The 24,707-nt window shown below is 40.9% G+C and carries 30 protein-coding genes and 6 pseudogenes; 33 read left to right on the forward strand and 3 right to left on the reverse strand.

The window, feature by feature from the left end:
• Nucleotides 1–8 precede the first annotated feature (8 nt).
• The 9 genes and pseudogenes from CI597_RS07645 to CI597_RS07685 all read left to right on the forward strand — a co-directional run bounded on the left by CI597_RS07645 (nt 9) and on the right by CI597_RS07685 (nt 6,377).
• Nucleotides 9–953 carry a DHH family phosphoesterase gene (locus CI597_RS07645; protein ID WP_024727557.1) on the forward strand — a complete coding sequence of 315 codons (945 nt, stop codon included), beginning with the start codon at nt 9–11 and terminating at the stop codon, nt 951–953.
• Between the two features lie 8 nt (nt 954–961).
• The gene (gene truB, locus CI597_RS07650) at nt 962–1,852 is read left to right on the forward strand and encodes a tRNA pseudouridine(55) synthase TruB (RefSeq protein WP_024727556.1); all 891 of its coding nucleotides are present in this window, start codon (nt 962–964) and stop codon (nt 1,850–1,852) included.
• A gap of 10 nt (nt 1,853–1,862) precedes the next feature.
• On the forward strand, nt 1,863–2,795 hold the full coding sequence (locus tag CI597_RS07655; RefSeq protein WP_024727555.1) for a bifunctional riboflavin kinase/FAD synthetase: 933 nt from the start codon (nt 1,863–1,865) through the stop codon (nt 2,793–2,795).
• Between the two features lie 107 nt (nt 2,796–2,902).
• Complete coding sequence (locus CI597_RS07660) at nt 2,903–3,523, forward strand: AAA family ATPase (RefSeq protein WP_024727554.1); 621 nt, start codon at nt 2,903–2,905, stop codon at nt 3,521–3,523.
• Nucleotides 3,524–4,058: 535 nt separating this feature from the next.
• Nucleotides 4,059–4,685, forward strand: coding sequence for a TetR/AcrR family transcriptional regulator (locus tag CI597_RS07665; RefSeq protein ID WP_024727553.1), 627 nt, complete (start codon nt 4,059–4,061; stop codon nt 4,683–4,685).
• A gap of 28 nt (nt 4,686–4,713) precedes the next feature.
• Nucleotides 4,714–4,773 (forward strand): annotated as a pseudogene (locus tag CI597_RS19710) (hypothetical protein); the annotation flags it as partial.
• Between the two features lie 33 nt (nt 4,774–4,806).
• On the forward strand, nt 4,807–5,523 hold the full coding sequence (locus CI597_RS07675; protein WP_024727552.1) for an SAM-dependent methyltransferase: 717 nt from the start codon (nt 4,807–4,809) through the stop codon (nt 5,521–5,523).
• A gap of 417 nt (nt 5,524–5,940) precedes the next feature.
• Nucleotides 5,941–6,132, forward strand: a complete 192-nt coding sequence (locus CI597_RS07680) for a DUF4177 domain-containing protein (RefSeq protein ID WP_003434344.1) — start codon at nt 5,941–5,943, stop codon at nt 6,130–6,132.
• Between the two features lie 32 nt (nt 6,133–6,164).
• The gene (locus CI597_RS07685) at nt 6,165–6,377 is read left to right on the forward strand and encodes a hypothetical protein (RefSeq protein WP_034549366.1); all 213 of its coding nucleotides are present in this window, start codon (nt 6,165–6,167) and stop codon (nt 6,375–6,377) included.
• Between the two features lie 32 nt (nt 6,378–6,409).
• On the opposite strand, the gene CI597_RS07690 is transcribed toward CI597_RS07685, so the two are convergent.
• The 3 genes and pseudogenes from CI597_RS07690 to CI597_RS18935 all read right to left on the reverse strand — a co-directional run.
• Nucleotides 6,410–6,652, reverse strand: a complete 243-nt coding sequence (locus CI597_RS07690; RefSeq protein WP_143266066.1) for an MFS transporter — start codon at nt 6,650–6,652, stop codon at nt 6,410–6,412.
• A gap of 285 nt (nt 6,653–6,937) precedes the next feature.
• Nucleotides 6,938–7,201, reverse strand: coding sequence for a helix-turn-helix transcriptional regulator (locus CI597_RS19715; RefSeq protein WP_158221711.1), 264 nt, complete (start codon nt 7,199–7,201; stop codon nt 6,938–6,940).
• A 232-nt stretch (nt 7,202–7,433) separates the two neighbouring features.
• A pseudogene (locus tag CI597_RS18935) lies at nt 7,434–7,619 on the reverse strand (transcriptional regulator); the annotation flags it as partial.
• 241 nt (nt 7,620–7,860) lie between these two features.
• Here CI597_RS18935 and CI597_RS18435 point away from each other — a divergent pair.
• The 24 genes and pseudogenes from CI597_RS18435 to CI597_RS18445 all read left to right on the forward strand — a co-directional run.
• Nucleotides 7,861–8,091: pseudogene (locus tag CI597_RS18435) on the forward strand (hypothetical protein); the annotation flags it as partial.
• Nucleotides 8,031–8,177: a helix-turn-helix domain-containing protein gene (locus tag CI597_RS07710; RefSeq protein WP_081723830.1), complete on the forward strand. Its 147-nt coding sequence runs from the start codon at nt 8,031–8,033 to the stop codon at nt 8,175–8,177. The pseudogene CI597_RS18435 and the gene CI597_RS07710, both read left to right, overlap by 61 nt.
• 18 nt (nt 8,178–8,195) lie before the next feature.
• Nucleotides 8,196–8,689, forward strand: a pseudogene (locus CI597_RS07715) (site-specific integrase).
• 193 nt (nt 8,690–8,882) lie between these two features.
• Nucleotides 8,883–10,238, forward strand: a complete 1,356-nt coding sequence (locus CI597_RS07720; RefSeq protein WP_034549364.1) for an MATE family efflux transporter — start codon at nt 8,883–8,885, stop codon at nt 10,236–10,238.
• Between the two features lie 21 nt (nt 10,239–10,259).
• Complete coding sequence (locus CI597_RS07725; RefSeq protein WP_024727547.1) at nt 10,260–10,685, forward strand: hypothetical protein; 426 nt, start codon at nt 10,260–10,262, stop codon at nt 10,683–10,685.
• On the forward strand, nt 10,669–11,589 hold the full coding sequence (locus tag CI597_RS07730) for a DNA/RNA non-specific endonuclease (protein ID WP_024727546.1): 921 nt from the start codon (nt 10,669–10,671) through the stop codon (nt 11,587–11,589). The genes CI597_RS07725 and CI597_RS07730 overlap by 17 nt, the downstream gene beginning before the upstream one ends.
• 9 nt (nt 11,590–11,598) lie before the next feature.
• Nucleotides 11,599–11,979 (forward strand): annotated as a pseudogene (locus CI597_RS07735) (MATE family efflux transporter); the annotation flags it as partial.
• Nucleotides 11,980–12,022: 43 nt separating this feature from the next.
• Nucleotides 12,023–13,042 carry an alpha-hydroxy-acid oxidizing protein gene (locus CI597_RS07740; protein ID WP_024727544.1) on the forward strand — a complete coding sequence of 340 codons (1,020 nt, stop codon included), beginning with the start codon at nt 12,023–12,025 and terminating at the stop codon, nt 13,040–13,042.
• A 186-nt stretch (nt 13,043–13,228) separates the two neighbouring features.
• Nucleotides 13,229–14,287, forward strand: a complete 1,059-nt coding sequence (locus tag CI597_RS07745) for a tyrosine-type recombinase/integrase (protein ID WP_024727543.1) — start codon at nt 13,229–13,231, stop codon at nt 14,285–14,287.
• 18 nt (nt 14,288–14,305) lie between these two features.
• Nucleotides 14,306–14,863, forward strand: coding sequence for a CDP-alcohol phosphatidyltransferase family protein (locus tag CI597_RS07750; RefSeq protein WP_034549362.1), 558 nt, complete (start codon nt 14,306–14,308; stop codon nt 14,861–14,863).
• A 77-nt stretch (nt 14,864–14,940) separates the two neighbouring features.
• Nucleotides 14,941–15,075 (forward strand): helix-turn-helix transcriptional regulator, encoded by a 135-nt coding sequence (locus tag CI597_RS07755; RefSeq protein WP_081723829.1) that lies wholly within the window; start codon nt 14,941–14,943, stop codon nt 15,073–15,075.
• A 350-nt stretch (nt 15,076–15,425) separates the two neighbouring features.
• Nucleotides 15,426–16,334 carry a helix-turn-helix transcriptional regulator gene (locus CI597_RS07760; RefSeq protein WP_024727541.1) on the forward strand — a complete coding sequence of 303 codons (909 nt, stop codon included), beginning with the start codon at nt 15,426–15,428 and terminating at the stop codon, nt 16,332–16,334.
• Nucleotides 16,335–16,340: 6 nt separating this feature from the next.
• Complete coding sequence (locus CI597_RS07765) at nt 16,341–16,859, forward strand: DUF4624 family lipoprotein (protein WP_235824573.1); 519 nt, start codon at nt 16,341–16,343, stop codon at nt 16,857–16,859.
• Nucleotides 16,860–16,902: 43 nt separating this feature from the next.
• On the forward strand, nt 16,903–17,223 hold the full coding sequence (locus CI597_RS07770) for a TfoX/Sxy family protein (RefSeq protein ID WP_009009735.1): 321 nt from the start codon (nt 16,903–16,905) through the stop codon (nt 17,221–17,223).
• Nucleotides 17,224–17,273: 50 nt separating this feature from the next.
• Nucleotides 17,274–17,723 carry a DUF6194 family protein gene (locus tag CI597_RS07775; RefSeq protein WP_009009736.1) on the forward strand — a complete coding sequence of 150 codons (450 nt, stop codon included), beginning with the start codon at nt 17,274–17,276 and terminating at the stop codon, nt 17,721–17,723.
• A gap of 38 nt (nt 17,724–17,761) precedes the next feature.
• Nucleotides 17,762–17,887: pseudogene (locus CI597_RS19400) on the forward strand (GNAT family N-acetyltransferase); the annotation flags it as partial.
• 34 nt (nt 17,888–17,921) lie between these two features.
• On the forward strand, nt 17,922–18,332 hold the full coding sequence (locus CI597_RS07785; RefSeq protein WP_024727539.1) for a DUF3795 domain-containing protein: 411 nt from the start codon (nt 17,922–17,924) through the stop codon (nt 18,330–18,332).
• Nucleotides 18,333–18,381: 49 nt separating this feature from the next.
• A complete protein-coding gene (locus CI597_RS07790) occupies nt 18,382–18,795 on the forward strand; it encodes a DUF3788 domain-containing protein (RefSeq protein WP_024727538.1) in 414 nt (137 codons plus the stop codon).
• A 67-nt stretch (nt 18,796–18,862) separates the two neighbouring features.
• On the forward strand, nt 18,863–19,291 hold the full coding sequence (locus tag CI597_RS07795; protein WP_024727537.1) for a hypothetical protein: 429 nt from the start codon (nt 18,863–18,865) through the stop codon (nt 19,289–19,291).
• A gap of 66 nt (nt 19,292–19,357) precedes the next feature.
• Complete coding sequence (locus tag CI597_RS07800; RefSeq protein WP_024727536.1) at nt 19,358–19,795, forward strand: hypothetical protein; 438 nt, start codon at nt 19,358–19,360, stop codon at nt 19,793–19,795.
• A 145-nt stretch (nt 19,796–19,940) separates the two neighbouring features.
• Entirely contained in the window at nt 19,941–21,797 is a 1,857-nt protein-coding gene (locus CI597_RS07805; protein ID WP_024727535.1) for an ATP-dependent nuclease, read from the forward strand.
• A gap of 11 nt (nt 21,798–21,808) precedes the next feature.
• Nucleotides 21,809–22,168 carry a YccF domain-containing protein gene (locus CI597_RS07810; RefSeq protein ID WP_024727534.1) on the forward strand — a complete coding sequence of 120 codons (360 nt, stop codon included), beginning with the start codon at nt 21,809–21,811 and terminating at the stop codon, nt 22,166–22,168.
• Nucleotides 22,169–22,182: 14 nt separating this feature from the next.
• Nucleotides 22,183–23,898, forward strand: coding sequence for a B12-binding domain-containing radical SAM protein (locus CI597_RS07815; protein WP_024727533.1), 1,716 nt, complete (start codon nt 22,183–22,185; stop codon nt 23,896–23,898).
• Between the two features lie 4 nt (nt 23,899–23,902).
• Nucleotides 23,903–24,679 (forward strand): DUF975 family protein, encoded by a 777-nt coding sequence (locus tag CI597_RS18445; protein ID WP_235824574.1) that lies wholly within the window; start codon nt 23,903–23,905, stop codon nt 24,677–24,679.
• The last annotated feature ends 28 nt before the right edge of the window (nt 24,680–24,707 follow it).

Raw genomic sequence — 24,707 nt, forward strand, 5'->3', positions numbered from 1 at the left:
AAGCGATCATGAATGAATTCATATCATCCATCGAAGCTGCAGATTCCATTGCCATCACCGGCCATATACACCCGGACGGTGACTGCATTGGGAGCTGTCTGGGGCTTCGGCAGTACATTTTAGATAATTTCCGCGGGAAATCTGTGACTGTTTATCTTGAATCACCGGCACCGGAATTCCGGTTTCTTTCCGGCGCCGGTTCTGTCAGACACGAGGCAGAAGTGGTCCGCTATGATTTGTTCTTTGTTTTAGACTGCAGTTCGCTGGATCGGATCGAACCGTTTATCTCCATGTATGAAAATGCAACAAAAACGTTTTGTATTGATCATCACATCAGCAGCAAAGGCATAGGACAGGAATATATCTTAAAACCCCAGGCCAGCGCCACCTGCGAAGTGCTGTATGAATTGTTTGACCCTGAACACATCTCACTGGACTGTGCTTACTGTCTGTATACGGGCATTGTACATGACACCGGTGTATTCAAACATTCCAATACGACAAAACAGACGATGGAGTATGCGGGAGATCTGATCTCCAGGGGGATCGACACTTCCAAAGTGATCGACGAGACCTTTTACCAAAAGACATTTACCCAAAACAGGGTTCTTGGACAGGCTTTATTAAACAGCTGTCTGTATGAAGACGGACAGGTCATCCTTTCCTATCTTACGGGCGAAGAGATGAAGCAGCTGGAAGCTGATTCCGGAGATACCAACGGTATCATCGACCAGCTCAGAGTCACAAAAGGCGTGGAGGCCGCAGTTTTTTTATATGCACTGGATGCTGACACATATAAAGTCAGCATGCGTTCCAACGGAAAGGTAAACGTGGCTGCTATCTCCGAAGAATTTAAGGGCGGAGGACATGTCCGTGCCGCCGGCTTCAGCATGAAAGCGGATCTGGCTGAAGTGACCGATACCGTTCTTTCAAGAATCCAAAAACAATTATAGAGGTGCTTATGATAAATGGTATCTTAAATGTATACAAAGAGCCCGGCTTTACCTCCCACGATGTGGTGGCCAAGCTCAGAGGCATCATAAAACAAAAGAAAATAGGACACACCGGTACCCTGGATCCGCAGGCCACCGGTGTGCTTCCCGTCTGTCTGGGCAAAGCAACCAGGCTCTGCGACATGCTCACCGACACAAAAAAAGAGTACCGGGCGTCGTTCCGCCTCGGATTAAAAACAGACACCGAAGACATATGGGGGACGGTCACCGAAGAGTCAGAGGCCGATGTTTCCGAAAAACAGGTTGAGGACGCCGTATTCTCGTTTGTGGGAGACTATGAGCAGGTGCCGCCTATGTATTCTGCCCTGAAAGTGGGCGGTAAAAAGCTGTATGAGCTTGCCAGAGAAGGCAAGGTGATCGAGCGGAAGACACGCCCTGTCACCATTTTTGAGATCAACGATTTAAGGCTCGATCTTCCGGACATCCACATGACTGTGGTCTGCAGCAAAGGCACCTATATCCGCAGTCTCGGACGCGATATAGGGGAAAAGCTTGAATGCGGAGCCTGCATGACTGCACTGGAGCGCACAGCAGCCAGCGGTTTTTATAAATCAGGCAGCCATACACTGGAAGAGATCGAAGAACTCATGAGGGAGGACAGGATCATGGAGGTGGTCATTCCTCCGGACCAGATATTTTCAGATCTTCCTGAACGCACAGTGAAAAAACAGTATGCCAAGATTTTGTATAATGGAAATCCGCTGAAAAAGGATTGCTTTACACTGCCTGTAAGCACAGAACAGCGTCTTAAAATCTATGATGAGGACGGCCATTTCATCGGGATTTATGACTGGAAAGACCAAAAGAGCATGTACTTTCCGGATAAAATATTTTACTGAAAGGAGCACTATGGAATACATACATCAAACGGAGAACTTTCAATTTCATAACTCTGTGGTAGCGCTTGGAAAATTTGACGGACTGCACAAAGGACATCAGCTTATTTTTGACGAGCTGCTGAAATACAAAAAACAGGGATATCAAACGGTTGTCTTTTCTTTTGACCGTCCCCCGGTCAATACCCTGAAGTCAGAAAACTATCATATGATCTATTCCAAAGAGGAAAAAGAGCGTTTACTTGCAAAAAAAGGACTGGATGTTCTGATCGAACATCCTTTTACCAAAGAATTCTCCAAGCTCTCCCCGAGGGATTTTGTCACTGAAATACTGATCAAAAAGGTCGGAATGAAGATTCTTGTGGTAGGGGATGACTGCGGCTTTGGTTATAAACGACAGGGCAACGTGGAGCTCTTAAAGGAAATGCAGAGAGAGTATGATTTTAAACTGATCGTGATTCCAAAGCTTGAATTAAACGGCGGCATTGTCTCCAGCAGCCGTGTCCGCAGTCTGCTCAAAGAAGCCAGGATTGAAGAAGCCAACCGCCTTCTTACCTCCCCGTTCCTCGTCTACGGTCCTGTTGTAAAGGGAAACCATATGGGCAAGGATGTTCTGGGAATTCCCACTGCCAATCAGATCCCGAATCCTGAAAAGCTGCTTCCGCCCAACGGAGTCTATGTTTCCAGGATCACCATCAAGGATCAGGTCTATTACGGGATCAGCAATATCGGAGTAAAACCGACCATTGAAGGTAAGAAACATATGGGCGTGGAAACCTATATCCTGGATTTTGATAAAAATATTTATCACAAACCTATTTCTGTGGAGCTTCTCTGCTTTAAGCGTCCGGAAATGAAGTTTGATTCATTGGAGCGTCTGTCAAAACAGATGAAGGAAGATGCTGATTTTGCCAGAGAATGGGTAAAAAAAGAAGGGCTTATGTAGTAGAAACGGTATAAAATACGGTATGCCCCTGGGTGTACTTTTTTCCAAAGATGCGGTATAATGGATGTAACTTAAATGAAGTTACTGAAAAGAAGGGAGCGGTTCATATGGCTACAAAAACGATTATTACGATTGAAAGACAGTACGGAAGCGGCGGACATTTGATAGGGAAAAAGCTTGCAGAGGATCTGAATATTCCTTTTTATGACGGGGAGTTATTAAAAGTTGCGGCAAAGGAAAGCGGAATCTGTGAGGAGATTTTTGAAAGCTTTGATGAGAAGCCGACCACGAGCTTTTTATATTCCCTTGTCATGGACCCATATTCTTTAGGATATAACGCCAATTCCTTTGACCTTCCGCTGAACCACAAAGTATTTCTGGCCGCATTTGACACCATCAAGGACATAGCCAGCAAAGGTCCATGTGTTTTTGTCGGAAGATGTGCCGACTATGCACTGGAGGATTTTGATAACTGCCTGAGTATTTTTATCCACGCTCCTTTTGAAGACAGGATCAAACGGATCGAAGAAGTATACGAGATCCCGAAAGCCAAAAGCAAGGAAGCTCTTCTAAAGAAGGATAAACAGAGGGCCAGCTATTATAATTACTACAGCTCAAACAAATGGGGCGATGCCAAAGCCTACGATTTTTGTATCAACAGCAGTCTTCTAGGCATTGACCAGACCGTGGATCTGCTCGAACAGGTCATCGCAGAAAAAGAGAAGTGATCAGAAATATTTTATGATTGCTCTGTACATTTTCCAATCATTTATTATCTAAGAAAGTCCGTGGGATATTCTCACGGACTTTTTTTGTCTAGTGCATCATATATTATAAAATTTTGAATTATATGTCATTTTAGTATAAAAACGCAATACAAATCTGATTATCCGCTAAAACACAGTATCTATCAGCATTTTCAAGGAAACAAAAACATTAATTTACTACCAATGAATGAGCCTTGATACGCAAGTTTTCTGGATATGTAAAGATATGGTACGGCACATCAGTATTGAAATAAGAAAAAAATTGAATATTTCATAGACTATGGAACGCCTAAAATGACGTTCCTTTTCTTCAACAGTATTTTGCATAGAGAAATGTATGTAGGAAATATGGTGCAAGGCACAAAGCACCAGCGATTGAGAAATCAACCTATGAACCAAAGGCACACTACATTTTATATTACTTGACAAGTAAACGAGTGTTTACTATAATGGTTTACAGAAGTAAACGTTCGTTTACTAAAGAAGGAGGTTGTAAATGTCTGACACAAAAGAAAATATATTAAAAATTGCACTACACTTATTTGCAGTGAATGGTTATGAGGCTGTTTCTGTTAGTATGATTGCGGAAGCCTTGGGAATGACAAAAGGAGCATTATATAAACATTATAAAAATAAGCAAGATATTTTTGACTGTATCGTAGAACGTATGTATCAAATTGATAATAAGCGAGCTAAGGATTATCAAGTACCAGAAAGCACAATAGAGGTAACCCCTAATGCATACAGAAATACAACTATTGAAAGTCTAATAACATTTACTCTTGCACAATACGATTTTTGGGTGACTGATGAATTTGCGTCTAATTTTCGCAAAATGTTAATACTAGAGCAATATAGAAATTTAAAAATGAATATGCTTTATCAAAAATGTCTTGTAAATGGTCCTATCAGTTATATAGAAGATATATTTAATGAAATGATTGAAAAAGGTGTTCTTCAAGAGTGTGATACAAAACAGCTTGCTATTGAATATTATGCGCCATTATTTCTATGGATAAGTGTAGCAGATGCAGTTGAAAATTGTTGGGATTTAAAAACTCAATTAACTACACACGTTAAACAATTTGTCAAGAAATATATTATAAATGAGAAAGTAAAATAATCCTTTATTCTGTCCTAAATGCAAATATAACTTTTTAATTTCAGCAGAGAAACTCAAAATGAATATTGTTATAAGTCACAAATATTAACTATTAAAATATTACAATAACGGAGATGAGAAAATGGAATATATTCGCAGTAAAAAATATTTTACACCCGACTTACAGACAAAAATTATGGGACCGAATCCTATAAAATTACAAGAGGAACTATTACAAAATCATAAAATCCCGTCTGGTAGCTTTGTCTGTGACCTTGGAAGTGGACAAGGTTTAACTTCTGTATTTCTTGCAAAAGAATATGGATTTGTTGTTTTTGCAGTTGACTTATGGAGTGAGCCAAAAGAAAATGAAGAATTTTTCAAAAAAATGGGATTATCTTCTGCACAAATTAAATCTGTAAAAGCTGACGCCAATGAACTTAAATTTGAGAAAGAGTTTTTTGATGCTGTAGTAAGTACAGATTCATATAATTATTTTGGACGTGACCCTATATATTTAGATGAAAAATTGCTTCCATTTGTTAAGAAAGGTGGGTTTGTTTATATCACAGTTCCTGGCATGAAGAAAGATTGCCATGACAAACTTCCAGAAGAGTTATTGTTATCATGGACACCAGAAGAACTTGATTATATACATGATATAACATATTGGTCTAACATAATTAGTCATTGTAAAAAGGCAGATTTAATTTCAATATATGAAATGGAAAGTAATTCGGAAGTTTGGTCGGATTGGATAAAGCAAAATAATGAATATGCAATAAATGACCGTAAAGCAATAGAAGCTGGCGGTGGAGATTATCTGAATTTTATTGCTATAATTCTACAAAAAAGATAAATTCTTTAGAACCAGACACTATAATTTGCGTTCTAATATGTTTATCGATTGACATCAATAATTTTATCTTTGAGGGTAATGATTTGAAAACAGAAAATCGCTATGTCACAGCCTTGGTAGGCCATCGCGCAGCGATTTTGTTCAATCCCAGTTTGTAAAAGTCAATAAATCCAAAGATAAATTTGTATTTGAAAGCAGTGACCATAGCTACAGTTCTTATGAACCTTATTGTAACATCTGGGGCCATGACTATAAAGTAACTTATTAACCAATAGACAGAGAATGGATGAGCCAGCATTATGGAAGAAGAATCTTCGGAAAGGATGTTTAGAATTATCCTTCTGTCTAACAAAAAAAGAATAAGTCTGTAAGCTGTTTTTCTTGCTTACAAACTTATTATACGAGGAGTTTTGAAGAATGAAAAAATATGAGTATGTAGAAATTAACTATAATGCGAAAGGAGTTGTATTCCTTTGTACTGATAAACACAAAGAAATTATTGACAGTTACGCAAAAACGGGGTATCACTACGCAGGGTTTGTACCCACAGAAATTGACGCAAAAGGCTGTATGCGAAAGATAGATTTAATTTTTGAAAAAGAAGATTAACTTTATTTTAGGGAGTTGGTTCTAATGATAGGATTGAAAAACGAGATATTAAAAAAGCATTGAAAGCTGGTGCAAAAGCTGGCGGTTTATCGTATGCTGATGTACGAGCTGATATTGAAGCAACGATTGATGAAGCTATGAACAGCACAGATCCGGAGGTGCAGGCAAATTTTAAAAAGATCTTCGGGAATAAACGCCCTATACCAGAAGAATATATTTATAAGATTACGAAGAAAAAAGTTTAATTTCTTTAATTAGTTTTGTAATAGAAAAGAACTCAACTTATCGCTTTAGGTGTTTGTCGTAGTTTTGTTGCCAAAATGACAGCGGAGAATAGGGACATCAAGCTGCCGTATACAAAAGGCTCATAAGCCCCGATTCCATCCCACAGAAGCCCAGCAATTACCCTTGCAGGCAGCAAGGCAATCCCGGCAAGGGTGGAGTGCAGCCCCAGCATCGTCCCCTTTAACTGCGGCGGAGCAATTTCCGCGATGAATGCCCGTTCCACACCTGCTGTCATGGCAGTAAACACGCCATAAATTACAAAAATCAGAAAGACAGGTTTGCACAAGGAATCGCCAAAAGAGAAGCCGTCAGGTTATAGATGAAGTAAAGCGGGATGGTATTGCTGCTGTCAAATCCGATATCTGCGGCACGGAGCAGTAGAAAACTGTTTGAAGAATTATTGCACCAAATGGTCTGCAAGCTGGAAAATCACCATTTATTGTTACAATAAAAAAGCAACCACAATCTTTTATAAATTCATATTCCTTACTCATCATTGATTATGTATAATCCAATCATATCAGCAGTTCACCTTGCGGAAAGCCCGGCTGAAGGGCTCTGTGGAACTATATCCGTATTTCATTGCTAACTCTGCCACAGAAGCAGTTCCAGAAAGCAATTCTTCCGCAGCAAGTGTCATTTTTCTCTTGGTAATATGCTCGTTGACACTATGGTCGAAGACATACCGGAACAGCTTTTGTAGAGAAGAAAGAGAAACGCTGGAAGCTTTGGCGATATTCTCTTGCGTACAATTGTCCGAAATATGAAGCGTACTACACGTCAAACCGCCTAAATATAGGCGTGGCAGGAGAAAATCTATGCTCCTGCCGATACATATCTATTTTTATCCTTATCGAGTGTAAATCAAGAGCCAGACGCAAAGACGCAGAGCCGATAATTTATAGGTTAATGTAACTTGTAGATTGTCGGCTCTTATTTGTTTCCTGCAAAGCACATTAACAAATAATTCTTAAAGAAACATCGCTAAAAGGAAAATAGGGAAAATAAGAAGCTGATTACTTCTTATTCTCCCTGCTGTTCAAGATACCGTCAATCGTACCTTGAATAATTTTTAATTCGTTATCACTCAATAAATCAAGTGATGTTTCTATCTGACGGCGAGCTGTGCTTTTGCCAACTTTCTCTGGCGGATAGAAATATTCATCAACCGATATATTGAACATGGTAACTAAATCATGGAATCAACTGAAGAAATATTTCAGTCCAGTATTACAATCATTATACCCTTTACAAGAATTTAAAATTCATATCAATAACATTTACAAAGCAGTCTGTTTGTGTACTTACATTCACACGGGCTGTTTTCATTTTATTAAAAAGTTTTTTCGATTTTTTCTGGTTTCAACTTAACAAATCATACCTGCCATTCCCTATATGGTGCGGAAAGAGGGATAAACACTTTTCACGTCATAACGGAAAGGCGGTAATGATATTCGTATTTGTGATGATGAATTGGCAGAAGCCTTGAAAAAGCTGTCCGAACGTAACTGTGAAAATTTACTGATGTACTATTTCTTGGACATGAGTGACACCGAGATTGCAAAAAAACAGAATATTTTCAGAAGTGGAGTTTTTCAAAACCGACACAATTCATATCAAAGTGCTGTTTGCGTCCACTCTATGATGAATACGGTAATGTTTATATTGTTGTAGATATGGAGTTAAAAGGACTTATCCGAGAAGCACTTATCAAAATGATTTTAGGGTTTGATATTGCCTTAGAAATTGAAGAAGAATAACAAGCAGTAACGTAGAGCATGATTTGTTCAATCCCCTCTTTCCTGCTCTGCACCCTGCTTTTACATGAAAGCATACCGCTTTCACCGGTTGTGCTTCTGTTAGAAACGGGACTTCATATTTCTGAATTTTGTGGATTGACAACGCATATTGATATGCAGAACAGAATACTCAATATAGACCACCAGCTATTAAGAGATAGCGAAATCGGCTACTATATTGATACTCCAAAAACAAAGAACGGAAAACGAGAACTTCCATTGGCAGAAAGAGCTTATCAAGCACTCCAAAGAATACTAAAGAACAAGTTACCGAACATCACACCTCATTCAGACATACCTATTGTACGAATATGGAAAACAAAGGAATGAACCCTAATACTCTGCAATATCTCATGGGACACGCTAACATAACCATGACACTTGGCTATTATGCACACGGTACATTTCAATCTGCAAAAGCGGAACTGGAAAGACTGGTAAGCTGGGATAATTTAAAAATAAGCTTTCTTTGAAAATGTTAATACTCTTTTCAAAAGTAAGACAAGCAGAATAAATGATCCATGAGACGTTATCATGGATCATTTTTCTATCCATTCATTATAATGAGACTATCAAATAATTTAAATTTATACAAAATAATGAAGATATCTTGATTGCTTTTTGGTATAATAAAGATAATTATCAAGGAAAGATGAGAGTATTATTATGATATCTGAAAAATCTTTTTATAAAACCTTTGCTCTGCTGACGTTATCGCTGGCATTGCAAAATCTGCTCACCTACGGCGTCAATCTGGCGGATAACCTGATGCTTGGTTCCTACAGTGAGACGGCTCTGTCCGGCTCGGCCCTGTGCAACCAGATTCAGTTTTTTTTACAGATGCTGGTGGTGGGTGCCTCGGAAGGGGCAGTGGTCATGGGAACTCAGTATTTCGGAAAAGGCAGGTTTGAGCCCATCGTACATACCATCGGGACCGCAGTGCGCTTCGGCGGCGGTATTGCTGCGGTCATGTTTCTGCTGATTCTGTTCTTCCCAGGACAGATCCTGGGCCTTCTCACCAATGACGCCGCTGTCATTGCAGAAGGAGTGAAGTATCTGCAGATTATTTGTTTTACCTACCTGATGTTTACAGTGACTAATATTTTGACGGCATCCCTGAGATCCGTCGGGATCGTTAAAATAGGATATATCATCTCAGCATCTACGCTGATCCTGAATATTATCCTGAACTCATGCCTGATCTACGGCAATTTTGGATTTCCGGAGCTGGGTATCCGGGGCGCAGCCGTTGCGACGCTCTGTTCACGCACGGTGGAACTTTTGATCGTGATCTGGTATTTAAAATACAAGGAACATTCCCTGAACCTGACCTTAAAAAAGCTGGTATTCATCGACCGGTCGTACATCAGAGACTATAAAAGGACCGCACTTCCGGTACTCACAAGCCAGGCACAATGGGGCCTTGCCCAGATGGCGCAGACCGGGGTGCTCGGCCATTTAGGAGCCCCGGCCATTGCGGCCAACTCTATTGCCACCATTGTATTTCAGATCATCACGGTGGTGGTCTACGGCTCTGCCAGCGCCTCAGGGATCATGATCGGATGGACCATCGGGGAGGGAAAAGAAAAGAATATAAAACCTATGGTAAAAACCCTGGAGATTTTATTCCTGTCCATCGGCATTTTATCGGGACTGGCCATTTTCCTGATCCGTGAACCGGTCCTGTCCCTGTATCAGATCTCCCCGCAGGCAAAGGCACTTTCCATGCAGTTTATGGCAATACTGTCGGTGACAACTGTTGGGACCGCATATCAGATGTCCTGCGACAACGGTATTATCCGCGGAGGAGGCAACACCAGCTTCAGCATGAAAATGAACCTGATCAGCATGTGGCTGATCTTGCTGCCGATTTCTATCTTTGCCGCCTTTGTCCTGCATCTGTCCCCGATCATTGTCTTCTTCCTCCTGAAATGGGATCAGCTTTATAAGGCAATCCCTGTATTCATAAGGCTGCACCGCTGGAAGTGGATCACCAAGGTCACAAGGGAAGAAGCTGCCTAGAGAGAAAGGAGAGAACCTGTCATGAAACTGATCACCTGTCTGGATGACAAAAACGGCCTATTATTCCATTGCAGAAGGCAGAGCCAGGACCGTGGGCTCAGGGCTTTTATGAAAGACATGGTAAAAGGCTCCAGAGTATATATGAACTCTTACACCTATGAGCTCTATAAAGATATCCCAAATGCTGTGGTCTGCGATGATTTCTTAGAAAAGGCAGACACCGGGGATTACTGTCTGGTGGAAGACTGTCCGGTAAAGGAATATGAAGACCGTATTGAAGAATTGATCCTATTCCGCTGGAATAAGATCTATCCGGCAGACTTGTATTTTGACCTGGATCTGTCGGCATGGCATCTGGAAGAAACAGAGGAGTTTGAAGGATCCACCCATCATATCACCAAAAAAAGATATACAAAGGAGAAACATCACTATGAAACTGCGAAATAGAATCTCAGCCGCACTGTTGACCCTGATCCTGGCACTCAGCCTCGGAGCGTGCCAGGCAGCTGACAAATCCGGTTCAGCTGTCAAAATGACGGTAAAGACCGAAACACAGAATGTGTCCATAGACAATATCCCCGACTATTCAGGCAAAATGTATGTGGAGCTAAATAACAACAGCCCTGATTTTTCTTCAAAGGATTTAAAATCCAAATCCTACGAGTCCTACAGTAAACTGGATTCTCTGGGCAGATGCGGCACAGCCGAAGCAAACATCGGAAAAGACATCATGCCCACAAAAAAGCGCGGAGCCATCGGAATGGTGAAACCCACGGGGTGGCATACCGTTAAATACAGCAGTGTAGACGGCAAGTATCTCTATAACCGCTGCCATCTGATCGGTTATCAGCTCACCGGAGAAAATGCAAATGAAAAGAATCTCATCACAGGAACCAGAGCCATGAACGTGGACGGAATGCTGCCGTTTGAAGACATGGTGGCCGACTACGTAAAGGAAACCGGAAACCATGTTCTGTACCGGGTCACTCCGGTCTATGAAAAGAAGGATCTGGTAGCAAAAGGTGTTCAGATGGAAGCGAAATCTGTGGAGGATAAAGGAAAAGCAATAGAGTTTAATGTCTTTGTATATAATGTGCAGCCAGGTATATCCATTGACTACAAAACAGGTGAGAGCACGGCATCAAAAGCGGTATCCGGCCAAAAGAGAACATCTTCCGAAAAAAGCAGTCATGAAAGTACCTCAAGTTATATCTGCGGTAATTCCAGGTCCAAAGTTTATCACTGTCCTGGGCAGAGAGATTATGAAAAAATGAAATCCTCTAAGTATCTTGTGAAGTTCCAGAGTGAAAAGGAAGCACAGCAGGCAGGATACAGAAAAGCGAAAAGATAACGATTTAAATCAGAGGGAGGACAAAAGTATGACCTCCTGCATGAGGCTATCCGGACCATGGTCCTATGGTCAACCGTTTTCTGTGTCATCTTTGGTTTATCCGTTGCCCTGTTTTCCGCATCCACCATATCCCAGTTTACAAAGGATGACCTTGTCATGATCGATGTGGGACGGAAAGCACTGAGGACAAACGGACTGTCATTTTTTGTGTTTGGGTGTTATACAGTGTATTCCTCCCTTTACCTCGCCCTTGGAAAGGCAAAAGAGGGTTTTATCCTGGGCACCTGCAGACAGGGGATCTGTTTTCTTCCTATCATCCTGGCAGCTGCGGTCACTGTTTTTATGGCTTTCAGCCTTCGCAGAGAGTTGATTGCCTTTTCCTGTGCCTGATGATAAAATGGTATCACATTTTAAATACAGATTGGAGGAGCATATGACTTATGAAGAATTGCTGGCTTCAGCCAGAACCTGTATGGGGGCCTACTGCAAGGCCTGTCCTGTGTGCAACGGAAAAGCCTGCGGCAGCCAGATCCCTGGACCGGGAGCAAAAGGATCAGGGGACACAGCTATCCGCAATTACCAGAAATGGCAGGAGATACGGGTAAATATGGATACCCTGTCTGAAAACCAGCCGGTGAGCACCGCACTTGAGTTATTTGGACAGACATTCCGTTATCCGTTTTTTGCCGGTCCCGTAGGCGCTGTAAATCTTCACTATGGTGATAAATACACAGATGTGTCCTACAATGAGGTCCTGGTCTCGGCCTGTGCACAGGCGGGGATTGCCGCTTTTACCGGTGACGGAGTCAATCCGGAAGTGATGACAGCAGCCACTCAGGCCATCAAGGCAGCCGGCGGCATGGGTGTGCCCACAGTAAAACCATGGAATCTGGAGACGGTACGGGAGAAGCTTTCTCAGGTTCACAGCTGCGGTGCCTTTGCGGTGGCTATGGACGTGGACGCAGCCGGGCTTCCTTTCTTAAAAAATATGACGCCTCCCGCCGGAAGAAAATCGACGGAAGAATTGACAGAGATCATTAAAGAAGCCGGACTTCCTTTCATCGTAAAGGGTGTCATGACGGTCAAGGGTGCGCTAAAAGCGAAGGAGGCGGGTGCCTCAGCCATCGTTGTGTCCAATCACGGAGGGCGTGTTCTGGATCAGTGCCCGGCCACGGCAGAAGTGCTGGAGGAAATCGCAGAAGCGTTAGACGGCTCTATAAAGATCCTGGTTGACAGCGGACTGCGTTCCGGAGCCGATATCTTCAAGGCACTGGCATTAGGGGCAGACGGGGTCATCATATGCCGTCCGTTTGTGACCGCCGTGTATGGAGGCGGAGCAGAGGGTGTCCATACATATATTGAGAAAATAGGAGCAGAGTTTCAGGATACCATGGCCATGTGCGGTGCAAATTCTCTGGAGGAGATCACAAGAGATATGATCCGCTGTCTCTGATCATTTGGCTTGTCTTAAATAACGAGACTCATGTATAGCCGTCACCAGTTATATATCGTCTTTTCCGACCCAAGTATAGCATGATCGACTGTACTTGGGTCTTTTTATGTTGTTGAAGCGGGCTTGTCCTGTTTGTGCTATAATAATTTTCAGAACGCTTGACACGGAAAGGAGTTTAAAGACATTATGAAACCTCAATCTTATTACGATGAACTGAGCGTGCAGCAGACCTTAAAGCTAAGAGAACTGATCCGGACACTGCCTCCTTTTTCAAAGGAATTTTTCCGGGCGATCGATACCACGACCCAGGTACGGACCCGGATCGCATATGCGTACGACCTGCGGGTGTTTTTCCACTTTCTGATGGATGAAAACCCAGTATACAAAAATTATACGGTACTGGATTTCAAACCTGAAGATTTGGATAGGATTGAATCAGTGGACCTGGAAGAATATATGGAGTATTTAAAAACCTATGTGTCCGATGACAAACGGATGCAGAACACAGAACGGGGAATTTTCCGCAAAATGTCCTCTTTGAGAACGTTTTATGCCTATTATTATAAACGTCAGCTGATCAAGACAAACCCAACTCTGCTGGTGGATATGCCAAGGATCCATGAAAAGGAGATCATCCGTCTGGAGGCGGATGAGGTTGCCTCCCTGCTGGACTTTATCGAGAGAGGCGGCGATAATTTAACCGGACAGAAACGGATGTACTATGAAAAAACAAAAGAACGGGATCTGGCTATTATAACCCTGCTTCTCGGAACCGGAATCCGTGTTTCAGAGCTGGTAGGACTGGATATGAACGATGTGGATTTTAAGAACAACGGACTTCACCTGATTAGAAAAGGCCGGAAAGAAATGACCGTTTATTTCGGGGAGGAAGTGGCAGACGCACTAATTCAGTACATCGAAGGCTCCCGGAGCAAAATAATCCCCCGGGAAGGGCATGAGAATGCTTTGTTTTACTCCATGCAGAGGAAACGGATCGGGGTTCAGGCTGTGCAGAACCTTGTAAAAAAATATGCAAAACAGGTGACGCCGCTGAAAAAGATCACTCCTCATAAACTTAGGAGTACATATGGTACAGCTCTCTATGAGGAAACCGATGATATTTACCTGGTGGCCGAAGTCCTGGGGCATAACGATGTGAATACTACAAGAAAACACTATTCTGCCATGTCTGACACGAAGCGGAGACAGGCGGCAAAAAAAGTGACTTTAAGAGAGAAAAACTAGAAAGAGAGAGCCATCCAAATGTTTCAGAAAAAAGATCTTTTTACAATACCGAACCTTATGGGATACTTTCGCATTCTGCTGGTCCCTGTGTTTATCTATCTCTATATCAACGCGCATTCTGTGACAGACACATACAAGGCCCTGGCTGTTCTCATTCTCTCAGGTGTCACAGACTTCTTTGATGGAATTGCCGCAAGAAAGCTTCACCAGGTCACGGAGCTTGGCAAGGCTCTGGACCCTGTGGCTGACAAACTGACCCTGGGCGCGGTGATCTTCTGCCTGATCCGCAGAATCAATGGTTTCCAGTACCTGTTTCTCGTTTTTATTGTCAAAGAACTGTATATGCTCCTGGGCAACCTGACCGCCATGAAGCTCAATGGAAAAAAGCTGGACGGGGCAGCCTTCATCGGCAAGGCAGCTACCATGATCACCTACTGGAGCATGGGATTTTTTCTCCTGTTTCCCGGAATGCCAAGGGCCGTCCAGATCTTTCTGATGATCCTGTGCGGAGGCATGATAACTGCTACAGGACTGTACTATCTTCCTGTGTTTTTCAGGCTTGCCAAAAAAATTTGACAAAGTTCCAAACAGATTTGCTGGCACTTTGTTGTGGGATTCAATATAATGATGGCACAGAAAGGAGCACCGTTTGTATGATAGAAGAAAAATTATTAAAACTTAGAAAGAAACAGGGATACAGCCAGCAGGAAGTAGCCGATTTTTTATCCGTTACCAGGCAGACCATCTCTAACTGGGAGTGCGGAGTTTCCCAAACAAAAGGATATTAAAGAATAACCTGTGTTTACCTGCTTGCAAAGACAAGAATTTTGTTGCTAAGTTAAGCGATACTACATAGGCGTGTTAGTATTTCTTCTTTGTCGCTGTGAAATAGCAGACTACTTCATTTCTGCTTGATTATCCTAAAACTTATTAGGTTATGGTTTGTCAAGGACTTGTTGCATAAGCAATGCTGAATAGCACTCTTTACAAAACATAGGGTGATAAGTAAATTTTCAAAAGCAGGAAAGAAATGACGATATTGATGTGGCGTGATATAATGTACACAAAGACAAATTTGAAGTTGTCTAAATAAATCAAGATAAAGCCACTATGCTGGTGTACATTGAAGGTGGATATAATGAATGATATGGAAGCAGTACAGATAATACAAGACTATATACGCACGCATTATAAAGATGATAATTTTTGTATACATGATGTCTGTTCTAAGATTGGATATTCGAGACGACAAGTTGATAGATTTTTCAAGAGGTTTCTGAAAAAAACATTACGAGAATATATCAATGCAGTTTGTTTGACAGAAAGCGCGAACGAGTTGTTAAATACAAGAAAAACAATTTTAGAAGTTGCTTTGAATAGTCATTATGAAACACATGAGGGATTTGCACGTTCGTTTTATAAGAGATTTCACATTATGCCCTCTGTATACCGTGACAAAAAAATTGCAATTCCATTATTCATACAATATCCAGTCAGTCACTATAATGCGTTACTCAAACATAAGGAGGAGTTATTTATGAATAATGCTTTGAATTTTTGTATGATTACTGCCAAAGAACGTAACAAAAGAAAACTTATTTATCTGCCATCGAAAAATGCACAAGATTATTTTTCTTATTGTGAAGAAGTTGGCTGTGAGTGGGAAGGGCTTTTGAATAGTATTCCAGAAAAAATTGAACCTGCCGCTTTAATTGAACTTCCAGAAAAATTTGTAGAAAAAGGTTTTTCAAGGATAGCAGTAGGTATTGAAGTTCCGTTAGAATATGATAAGGAACTTCCGGAATCATATAAAATAGTAGAGCTTCCAGAATGTATTATGCTATATTTTCAAGGTGAACCATATGAAAATGAAGAAGATTTTTGTAAAGCAATAGAAAGCACATATACAGCTATTGGAAAATATAATCCTACGTTATATGGATACAAATTTGCATATGATATAGCTCCAAGTTTTAATTTTGGTGCAGATACAAGCACAGGAGCAAGATTAGCTGTTCCAGCACTATATAATGATTATTCAGAATAGAGAATTTTGGAATATAAAATTTATGATGTAGGTAAGAGCATGTTTGTAATAAAAAATATTATTTTTTTAGTTGGTATGATTAGTGTTGTCAGCCTGACCGCATGTTCAAAAGCTGATAATAATCAATTGAGCAGAGTAGGAATCGAAAACACTGAAATAACAGTTCTTGAAATGGAAATGCATGCAAATTACAGTAACGCGGACCCATTTGAGAATGAACTCCTGTTTTGTGTGTCCGAAGATATGGAAACTTTAGATGCGGAAGTTTCTTTTCAAATGGATGGTGAAAGTGGCATTGTAGAAATCAAGGACAGAAATGCTGATGAGATTTTATGGAGCAAGATATGGGATGAAAACGTCAGTGACGACACTATTATAATTACGCTTGAGAATCTGCAAAAAGAGAAAGAGTACGTTGTGCGGTTTACTGGAGCTAAAATAAATTATGCAGTTGTAAAAGTATCGTTTGATAGTGATTTGGTTCAGAAAAAAGCAAGACCTTCAAAACAAAAATTCAGTTTGTAGAAGTCAATAAATACAAAGATAAATTAGAATTTGAGGTGGAAGTATGGCATCAAGCAAAGAATATTTGGAGTTTATTTTAGGGCAGTTATCCGAATTAGAAGAAATTACATATCGTGCTATGATGGGAGAATTTATTATCTATTATCGTGGTAAGATTGTCGGCGGTATCTATGATGATAGATTGCTTGTCAAACCAGTAAAATCAGCAATTAGTTATATGTCAACAGCTCCGCATGAGTTACCCTATGAGGGAGCAAAAGAAATGTTGTTGGTAGACGAAGTTGATAATAAGGAATTTCTGATAGGTTTGTTTAATGCAATGTATGAGGAATTACCAGTACCAAAACTGAAAAAGAAGAAATAAACAAATCCCAGATTATAAAACTATAAACATTGTGATGTGGAGGATAATATATGACACCAGATGAAATATTAAAATACTGTCTTGAAAATTTAGAGGGAACGGTTTTAGTTAATAGTTGGGGGGAAAGAGGGATATATTATAATCCTGATAATATTCTAAAGCGCGGTGTCTATATTTTGACGGTAAAAGAGAAAGACGGGGATAATGACAAAAGCTCCAGCTTGAACAGGGAGAATATATACCGCGTGAATTTAGGAGTACGAAAAACTACTTTTATAGAAATGTTTGATTTTATACCAAAACGCCCTGCAAAGGGTTGTATAGTTGATATGAATTATGATTTTTCTGCAACAAACAAAATTCTTCCCCACCCTGTATATGCGTGGATGGGGTGGATATGTTCACTGAATCCATCGGAAAAAACTTTTGTGGAATTGAAACCACTTATCCAAGAAGCATATGATTATGCAAAAGAGAAATACAAGAAACGTAAAGTATAACTTCCAGTTTATGTGGCAGATAAGCTCAGAATCATTCTGCAAAAGATACTACACCTACTATGTTATATTTTGGTTCACAACCAACAGTAGAGCAATTTTATGAAAAGAATGGCTGTCGAAAAAGTTTGCAATCATATATTATTAATAAAAAAGGTAAATCTTAGCTTGAGCATAATTTGCCGAAAGGAGTAGAAAACTATGAAAATGCCAGAAAAAATTGATATAAGTATGTTTGCTCCATGCGGAATGAATTGTAAAGTTTGTTATAAGCACTGTTACCACAAAAAACCTTGTGCTGGGTGTTTGAATAGTGATAAAGGGAAACCTGAACATTGTCGTAAATGCAAAATAAAGGACTGTGTCAAAGCCAAAGCGTTATCCTATTGTTTTGAATGTGCCAAATATCCATGTAAGTTGATTAAAAACCTTGAAAAAAGCTATAACAAACGGTATCAAGCAAGTCTTATAGAAAATAGTCGTTTTGTTCAAGGACAGGATTTGGAGCATTTCATGGAACAGCAGAAAATAAAATATACTTGTTCTGAATGCGGTGGAATTATTTCTATTCACGATAGAGAATGTAGCGAGTGTCAAGAAAAAATGAAATAGCAAAATCTTCAGTTTATAGAATTGAGAAAATTATAAAGGAGAAACGAATATGCTGGATAAAATACCAAATGCAGAAGAAATGACTGCTTTAGTCGGTAAATCATTATATGATATATGGAATAAACTGTGTATCTTAATTGATGAAAAGTATGAAATGGAATGCTTGTGGAACAAAGGTGGTAAAGCGTGGACTTATGAGTATAAATATCGTCGAGGTGGAAAAACGCTTTGTGCGTTGTACGCAAGAGAAAATTGTGTAGGATTTATGATTATCTTAGGGAAAGATGAACGATTAAAATTCGATAAAGATAGAAATAGTTATTCAAAAGAAGTGCAAAAAATTTATGATGAGACGAAAACTTATCATGACGGAAAATGGCTGATGTTTGAGCCAACAGATACAGCTTTGTTTGATGATTTTGTTAGGCTGTTGGGAATAAAAAGAAAGCCCAACAGGAAGTGATAATCTTATGCTAGAATTTAGAATACAAATTGGAATTTTGATATGAATGCGAAGTGAGAAATGATTTATGAATGAAGAAATGTTTATATTACTTGTATGGGAAATAATATCAAGAAAAGTAGAGCAAACTTTTAATGCAGAAGAGGAACTGTTACACATTGGTTATATCGATTCTAATTTGTTATTTGGTATTACAGAAGGAAAAATTATAGCAAGTGATGAATGTATTCTTACAAATATTACAAAAGTTGATGGGAAAATATTTATAGAATATTCATTTGATATATCAATGAATTTATATAATTCAAATAACGAGTATATTTTCAATATGTTCTCTGTGGTAGAAGGAAGTTGCAAATTTCCTGATGAAAAAGAATATGACTATAGCTATTTGAGTGAGCATTACGATGAGATGGATAGGTGTGAATTACTATCATATGAAAATATCATAAGTGAAGTAAAGATAAATTATTCAAATATTGATGTGAACACTTAAATGTAAATCCCAGTTTATATGACTATAGAAGATAAAAAATATAATTTGTAAGGAGATGAGACTATAATGTGCATTGAATGCTATATTGATGAAAGTAGAATTACACCGTTGTTAAATCCGATAGAATGTTTACAAAATCATACACAGTATATCTGTGGGACTTGTGGACGGTGCATCTGTATTGAACATGACCCTAAGCGTGGTCTGCAAAGATGGAATTTTCCTTTCAAGTCACTAGAAATTGCAAAAATGTATTTGCGTACTGCTGATTACAGTATGAAAAAATCATGTGGTATTTATGAAATAGTAAGTGAAAATGGGAGACGTTCCTACAAAATTTTTGCAAATAATGAGGACTTACAGTTATACCTAAAAAAGAATAAAGGTAAAACCTGTAAAGATACAAAGCCTATTTTTGCTGTTGAAGAATATAAAGAATATGCAAATACACAAATACGAAAATTGACTTCTAACGAAATACAGAAATATATGTCAGAGCGATAAAGAGAAAGAAGACAGTACAGAAGCTGTTTCGTATATCTCTCATCTGTGATATTAAAGAACTTTCTGCGCATGGGGAAGATGAAGTACTTCCAGAACAGGATATATGATAGAATAAGAATATATTTATGTGATTGGAGAATTCTTTATGCAGATCACCAGCCTTTCTATTCACAACTTTAAATCCATTAAAACCATGCATTTGACCAATATCGAAAATGCTCTGATTCTGGTGGGCAAAAATAACGCGGGAAAAAGCTCTGTCTTAGATGCCGTGCGGGCAGCCGGAGGGCAGTATGAGATCACGGAAGATGATTTCCACTCATCAGGACAGAATATCGAGATCGGCATCAGCATTTCCATCACCCAGGAGGATTTAAAGCTTCTCCACTCAGAAGGGATCGTAAGCCACTATAAGAGGTATGAGATATGGGAGAAGAATTTCCGGGAACGCCTCCCATCATTTCAGGATGGCAGCCTGACCTTCTCTTTCATAGCCAACAGAAATGGCAGGATCCTGTATCAGGATGGATTCCAGAAAAACAATCCCTATATCCCGAAAGTTTTTCCAAAGATCTATTACATGGACACGGAGCGGGACATCTCCCAGATCCAGGAAGATCTGTTCATCAGCCAGGAGGATAAACTGCTGACCCAGATGCGCTCCGATTGCTGCATGTTTGACAGGAAGAAGCAGTGCACTCACTGCTTTCAGTGTATCGGTCTGATCCATCAGAAAATGCCGGAGGAATTAAACGCATTCGAGACGTCCAAGTTATTTGAATACAAGTTGTATCACCTGAATCTGGACCATTTTGTGGAAAAGGTCAATAAAAGTTTCCACAAAAATGGAGGAGTAGGCGATGTATTTTATTATATGAACTACGACATGAATTCTCTGCTTAAGGTCCGTTCCATGATCTACAGCAGAGAACACCAAGGGGCCAGGACTGTGGAACAGCAGGGAAAGGGCATAAGGAGCATCTATATTTTGTCGCTGCTGGAAGCCTATGTGGAGGAATCCGCTAAAATCCCGTGTATCATCATGATGGAGGTCCCTGAGATCTACCTGCATCCGGAGCTCCAGAAGGCGGCGGGAGACCTTCTTTACAAGCTTTCCGAAAAGAATCAGGTCATGTTCACCACCCATGCGCCGAACTTGATCTTTAACTTCAACAGCCGCCAGATCAGACAGATTCTTCTTGATAAGGATGCCTATTCCGTTGTACGGGAAAAAACAGATCTGGGAGTCATCCTCAATGATCTGGGCTACACCGCCGCGGACCTGATGGATGTGAATTTTGTCTTTATCGTGGAAGGAAAACAGGACAAAAGCCGCCTTCCTCTTTTGCTGGAGCGTTATTACTCAGAGGTCTGTGATGAAGACGTACGGCTAAAGCGAATCGCTATCATAACCACAAACAGCTGCACCAACATCAAGACCTATGCAAACTTAAAATATATGAACCAGATTTATCTAAAGGACCAGTTTTTAATGATCCGGGACAGCGACGGAAAAGATCCGGATGTCCTGGGAAAACAGCTCTGCAGGTATTACGACGAGCGGAGCATATCCGATGTGGACCCTCTTCCTAAAGTTACCAGGAGAAATGTGCTGATCTTGAAATACTATTCCTTTGAAAACTATTTTCTGAATCCTGCAGTTATGGTAAAATTAAACCTTATCAATACAGAGGAAGAATTTTATGAAACGTTGTTTCAGAAGTGGCAGGAATACCTACACCGTCTTAAGAGCGGCAGGCATTTGATGGAGGTGCTCGGAAGAACGCTGACATCCCCTGATGATGTCAAAGCTCATATGGAGGAGATCAAGATTTATCTGCGGGGACATAACCTGTTTGATATTTTTTACGGTCCCTATAAGAAAGAGGAACGGGAACTTTTGAGACAATATATTGAATTGGCACCAAGAGAAGATTTTCAGGATATCCTTGCTGCCATTGATGATTTCATTTACTTTAAGAGCAAAAGAACAAGAGATTAGGAGGAGATATTATGGGCTGTTTCGGAAATATATTATGGTTTATCTGCGGAGGTTTTGTAAGCGGACTGGGATGGTGCCTTGCAGGATGTCTCTGGTGCATTACCATTGTGGGAATCCCGGTGGGTATCCAGTGCTTTAAGTTTGCATCCTTAAGCTTCTGGCCGTTCGGCAAAGAGGTCCGCTATGGCGGAGGTGCCGGCTCCATGCTGTTAAATATCATCTGGCTGATCGTCACAGGACTTCCTATGGCTGCCGGTTCTGCCATCATGGGGGCTTTTCTGTGCATCACTGTCATCGGCATCCCGTTTGGGCTTCAGCACTTTAAGATAGCAAAATTAGCATTGATGCCGTTTGGGGCAGAGATCATATAAATACAGGAGACAAGATGAAGGTTATACTTACTGCAATCAACGCAAAATATATTCATTCCAATCTGGCTGTCTACTGCCTGCGGGCCTATGCAAAGCCCTACCGGGAGGAGATTACCATCGCGGAATATACGATCAATCAGCAGACAGACGATATCTTGATGGATCTATATAAACAAAAGCCGGATCTACTCTGCTTTTCCTGCTATATATGGAATATAGAATATGTTGAAAGCATCCTCCGGGAGATCAAAAAGCTTTTTCCCGCCCTGCCAGTCTGGCTGGGCGGCCCGGAGGTATCTTATGATGCCCAAGATGTGCTGAAACGTTTTCCCCAGGTCACCGGAGTAATCAAAGGAGAAGGGGAAGAGACCTTTTTGGAACTGATGGACTATTATCACGGCAAAAAAGATGATCTTTCACAGATTGACGGCATCACCTGGAGGAGCGGAGAAACAATCACAGACAATCCATGGAGGCCGGTGATGGACCTTAGCAAGGTCCCTTTTGTATATAACCATATGGAGGACTTTCAGCATAGGATCATATATTATGAATCCAGCCGCGGCTGCCCGTTTTCCTGCAGCTACTGTCTTTCTTCCATTGATAAATGCCTTCGGTTCAGGGATCTTTCCCTCGTAAAAAAAGAGCTCCAATTTTTTATTGACCACAAGGTTCCCCAGGTAAAGTTTGTTGACCGGACTTTTAACTGTAATCGTACACATGCTATGGCTATATGGAGATATCTCAAGGAACATGACAACGGAGTCACGAACTTTCATTTTGAAGTAGCAGCCGATCTGCTCAATGAAGAAGAACTGCAGCTGATCTCAGGCATGCGTCCCGGCCTGATCCAGTTAGAGATCGGTGTTCAATCCACAAATCCTGAGACCATCCGTGAGATCCACCGGACAATGGATTTTAAGAAGGTGGCAGGAATCGTCAAAAAGATCAATGAGGGGCACAACATCCACCAGCATCTGGATCTGATCGCAGGGCTTCCATATGAGGACCTGCAAAGCTTTGCTTCGTCATTTAATGACGTTTACAAGGTAAGGCCGGAACAGCTTCAGCTGGGATTTTTAAAGGTGCTCAAAGGCTCCCATATGGAAAAGAAAAAGCATGAATATGGCCTTGTATTCAAGGATACGCCTCCCTATGAGGTTCTGTATACCAAATGGCTTCCCTATGAGGATATGATGACTCTGAAATCCATAGAGAATATGGTGGAGATCTATTATAACAGCCGGCAGTTTGCCAACACAATGGAATATTTGGAGCATGAGTTCTCCTCGCCCTTTCACATGTATCAGTGTCTGGGGAATTTTTATGAGGACAAGGGATATCACAAGATGAATCATTCCCGGATCGCCTCCTATGAGATACTGGAGGAATTTATCTGCCGGTATGCAGGGAATGAGAGTCTTCCGCTTTACCGGGAACTGTTAACCTACGACTTATATTTAAGAGAAAATATCAAAAACAGGCCGTCTTTTTCCGGGGAATACACGGTAAACAAAGACGAGCTGTATGATCTCTATGACAATATACTTCCAAAGAATCGGGAACTCTCTGCCTATGCCAATAAAAATCTGCGGAAGATGTCCCACATCGAAAAGTTCCAGTTTGATGTTGCGGGGGACGGGAGCCGGAAGGAAACCCTCCTGCTCTTTGACTATCAAAAAAGAGACCCTTTAAACCGCCAGGCTTATGTGGTCCGGATATGGAGATAAGATCTTGACAAGAAAAGAAATGAAAAAACAGGCCAGACAGACGGTGAAAAGGCATTACGCTCTATTTCTTGCCATCTGTCTTGTTTCCGCATTCCTTGGTTCCGAGTTTTCTGACTCGATAAAATCCATCAAAACATATTCTACGGAGTTCACTCATGCAGCAGTATCCGGCACAGTGGCCACTTCAAAAGGTGTTGTGGATGTGGCAGAGGATATCGCGGCAGGGGACACCGAATCCGGCAGAAAGCTTTCCAAAAAGATTGAGAAAGAACATATCGACGCATCCAAAAAGCAGAACCCCGCATTCGGACGGAGCAGAGGAGTCTTTGCACAGATACTCAATGGCGTCACCTCAGGATCTCTCCTGGTCACACTGGCATCGGGTATGAATTCCCTGTTTGGCTCTCAAAATGTTACCCTGGCCATTTTACTGGTTTTCTGCCTGGCTGCTGTTTTATCCTTTTGGATTCTCATTGTCAATACCTTCGCCGTCATCTCCCGCAGAATGTTTCTGGAAGGGCGTGTTTACCACAAAGTTCCGGCTCAGCATGTGTTATTCCTGCTTCGGGTAAAAAAATGGCTCCGTGCGTCCAAGACGATGCTTACTGTTTCCATTTTTCAGTTTCTGTGGACTTTTACGGTCATTGGAGGCATCATAAAAAAGTATTCCTATTATCTTGTGCCTTACATCGTGGCAGAAAATCCGTCGATCAAATCCCGGGATGCAATCCGGCTGTCCAGAGAGATGATGAACGGACATAAGTGGCAGTGTTTTTTTTGAAATGTCCTTCCTGGGCTGGTGGCTGCTG

Source organism: Anaerostipes hominis (ex Lee et al. 2021) (assembly GCF_002270485.1).
GTDB lineage: Bacteria > Bacillota > Clostridia > Lachnospirales > Lachnospiraceae > Anaerostipes > Anaerostipes hominis.